Below are 3,294 nucleotides of genomic sequence, written 5' to 3'. Positions count from 1 at the left end.
CTGCTTCAGCCGCGATTTCGGCGAAGATCAGCGGAAAGGTCGTTTCATGCAGCAGACCGAGATATTTCTGGGTGATCTGCGGGTCTTCCAGCGCCGACGCGATGAAGATCCGGATCCAGCGCTCGTCGAGGATCGCGGCCGCATAGGCCCTGAGGTAACGGACGAGGCGATCGCGGATGGACAGCGACCGATCGGCGAGCAATTCGTTCCAGCCCGGATCCCAACGCTTCAGATAGACTTCGTCATAGATCTTCTGGAGCAGGTCGTCGCGGTTCTTGAAGTACCTGTAGAGCAGCGGCTGCGAAACGCCCAGCGCATCAGCCAATTCCCGCGTCGTGAACCGTAGTCCCCGCTGGGCGACGAAATCGATCGCAAATTCGAGGATCTGCTGCTCGCGATCGGCCGCGTCGAGATATTTTCGTGCTGCTTTTGCCATAGCCTATCGTTCTGACACATGATTGGTGTCAGTCCTCACGCTTTGAAAATCAGACTTGGCTCCGACCCGAACGATGGCCGGGAACCTCCCATGCTCTCTCCCTGAGCTGACACAAGAGGTAACACCATCGCCAAAACTGATCAAGTGATAATTTATCAACTGATCACTTCTCGTCATATCGACCGTGCCAGATAGTCGAGGAACGTCCGGATTCTCTGCGGCACATGCGTCTGCGCCGAATAGATCGCCGATATCGGCTCGGTCTCGCCTGCATCCCAGGGCACAAGCAGCCGAACGAGACGTCCTTCGGCAAGATCACGGCTGATATGAAATGCAGAAAGCCGGGCGATGCCGGCACCCTGCAGCGCGAAGTGGCGCATGGATTCGCCGTTGTTGACGACCAGCCTGCCGGTGACGTCGACATGAACCGAAGCGCCGTCCACCGGATCCTTGAACTGCCAGGTGTTGAGATGCGGACGGCCGCCAAAGGCAAGGCACGCGTGCTTGCGCAGTTCCTCCGGGCGCACCGGTTCGCCATGCCGGGCCAGATAGTCCGGGGAGGCGACGACATGCCTCGGCGAATCGAGCAAGCGACGGGACCGCAGCGAAGAATCGCGCAGAACGCCGGTGCGGATGGCGATATCCGTCTTTTCCGCAATCAGATCGACGGTCTCGTCGCTGAATTCGAGGTCGATGCGCATGCCCGGGTTCTCCTCGAGAAACCGAACGACAAGCGGCGAGAGCACATGCGTGCCGAACGGCAGGTTGGTGCTGACTTTCAAAAGTCCGCCGACGGCCTCGGCCTTGCGTGCGATTTTTGCTTCCGCCTCGGCAATTTCCTGCACGATGGAACGTGACGTCTTGTAGAAATCGTTGCCTTCCGTCGTCAGCCGGAAACTGCGGGTCGAGCGCACGACGAGTTGCACGCCGAGACGATTTTCAAGCCGCGTGACCAGCTTGCTGACGGCCGAAGGCGACATCGAGAAGATCCGGGCGGCGGCCGAAAAGCTGCCGGCCTCGACGATCGTCACGAAGACTTCCATCTCGAGCGCCCGGTTCTGCATTGCCAGCTCCTTCGTGAACTTTATTCACTACAGTTATTCCTCAAGCCGCTCTACCTGACCAGAGGGCAAACCGTCATCCTCTCGCCCACACATCACAAAGGGAGGAATCCATGTATCAAAAACGCGCATTGATCGTCGGTGCGACCGGTATCGTCGGGCTGAACGTCGCCGAACATCTGAGAGACCTTGGCGGCTGGGAAATCCACGGCGCTTCGCGCCGGCCGCCGCTCGGCTCGTCTTACATCAAGCCGCATGCCGTCGACCTCTTGAAGCGGGACGAGGCGATTGCGGCCCTTTCCCACCTGGCACCGACGCACATCTTCTACTGCTCGTGGACGCTCGGATCGAACGAGGACGAGAACATTCGCCTCAACGGCAACATGTTGAAGAATGTGCTCGATGCCTTCAAGGACAAGGGCTGCGTCGAGCATGTCGGCGTCGTCACCGGTACGAAGCACTATCTCGGCCCCTTCGAGGACTACGGCAAGGTCCAGCCGGTCACGCCCTTCCGCGAAACGGCGCCGCGCCTGCCGAAGAAGAACTTCTATTACGAGCTCGAAGACATCGTCATGGCCTATGCAGCCGAGTACGATTTCGGCTGGTCGGTCCACCGCTCCCATACGATCATCGGCTATGCGGTCGGCAACCTGATGAACATCGGCGCGACGCTGGCGACACACGCCTCGATCTGCAAGGCCACTGGCCGTCCCTTCCGCTTTCCCGGAAGCCCGACCGCCTATCGCGGCCTCAACGACATCACCGACGCGCGCATCCTCGCCAAGCAGATCGTCTGGGCAGGCACAGAACCGAACGCCCGCAACGAAGCCTTCAACGCGGTCAACGGCGATGTCTTCCGCTGGGAGCAACTCTGGAAGACGATCGCCGACTACTTCGGCGTGCCCGTGGCGGAGTACCCTGGCGAGTACAATTCGCTTGCCGAGCAGATGAAGGATCTCGGCGATGATTGGGACGGCCTCGTCGGCCAGCATGGCCTGCAGCCGAACAAGCTCGACCGTCTCGCATCCGCCTGGCACACCGATCTCGACCTCGGGCGGCCGATGGAATGCGTGCATTCGATGTCGAAGGCGAGAGCGCTCGGCTTCACCGAGACGCAGGATACCGAACGCTCGTTCATCGACGTGTTCGACCGCCTGCGGGCTGAGCGCATCATTCCCTGATCGACGAGCCAGGTCGACTGAAACCGCGGCGCGCCATTGGCGCGCCGTTTTGCATTGCCGGGGCTAACACATCCAAGATGCACCACCGGACATAGAAAAACCGCGCTCCTTTCGGAAGCGCGGTTTCGAAGATCCGACGAACTTTCGTCCGGTCAGGCGATGAGCGGTCTCGACCCCAGTCGACGCGCGAGACGATCGAGCGTCTTGATGCTCGCATTGACCTGTTCGCAGCGGACTTCAGCCACGCCGTCCACCTCCATGAGATAGGTGCGGATCGGCCCGACATAGGTCATCGCCATGTTTGGGCAGGCCTTGCAGGCGCCGACGAGCTTGATGCTGACGACACCCTCCGGGCTGATATCGGCGATCTCGATATCGCCGCCATGGCCTAGGATCAGGGGGCGGATGCGCGCAAAGGCAGCTTCGAGCGCATCCGGCGAAATGGCGGACCGGGCGGTCATCAGACCAGCCCCAATTCGATCTTCTTGGCTTCGATATCGATGCCCATGCCGCGGGCAAAGGCCTTGCCGAGGATGTTCTCCTTCATCTCACGGGTGATTTCCGGATAGCCGTAGCGCTCCTGCAGTTCTTCGGGCATTTCGAGATTGGCAAGCGT

At 60.4% G+C, this 3,294-nt stretch carries 4 protein-coding genes; 1 reads left to right on the top strand and 3 read right to left on the bottom strand.

Annotated elements, in window-relative coordinates; translation table 11 throughout:
- On the bottom strand, positions 1-436 hold a 436-nt coding region (locus tag VGO04_RS20185; RefSeq protein WP_327497747.1), incomplete at its 3' end, for a helix-turn-helix domain-containing protein.
- A gap of 173 nt (positions 437-609) precedes the next feature.
- Complete coding sequence (locus VGO04_RS20180) at positions 610-1,500, bottom strand: LysR family transcriptional regulator (protein ID WP_327497746.1); 891 nt, start codon at positions 1,498-1,500, stop codon at positions 610-612.
- A 110-nt stretch (positions 1,501-1,610) separates the two neighbouring features.
- Between VGO04_RS20180 and VGO04_RS20175 the strand changes: the two genes are divergently transcribed.
- Positions 1,611-2,678, top strand: coding sequence for an SDR family oxidoreductase (locus VGO04_RS20175; RefSeq protein ID WP_327497745.1), 1,068 nt, complete (start codon positions 1,611-1,613; stop codon positions 2,676-2,678).
- Positions 2,679-2,830: 152 nt separating this feature from the next.
- Here VGO04_RS20175 and VGO04_RS20170 read toward each other — a convergent pair whose 3' ends face one another.
- Positions 2,831-3,139: a NifU family protein gene (locus VGO04_RS20170; RefSeq protein WP_327497744.1), complete on the bottom strand. Its 309-nt coding sequence runs from the start codon at positions 3,137-3,139 to the stop codon at positions 2,831-2,833.
- Positions 3,140-3,294 lie beyond the last annotated feature (155 nt).

It is taken from the genome of Ensifer sp., from assembly GCF_035999185.1.
In the GTDB taxonomy this organism is placed as follows: Bacteria; Pseudomonadota; Alphaproteobacteria; order Rhizobiales; family Rhizobiaceae; genus Ensifer.
The sequence above is the reverse complement of the archived record's forward strand: the minus strand, read 5'-3'. Positions and strand labels throughout refer to the sequence as shown.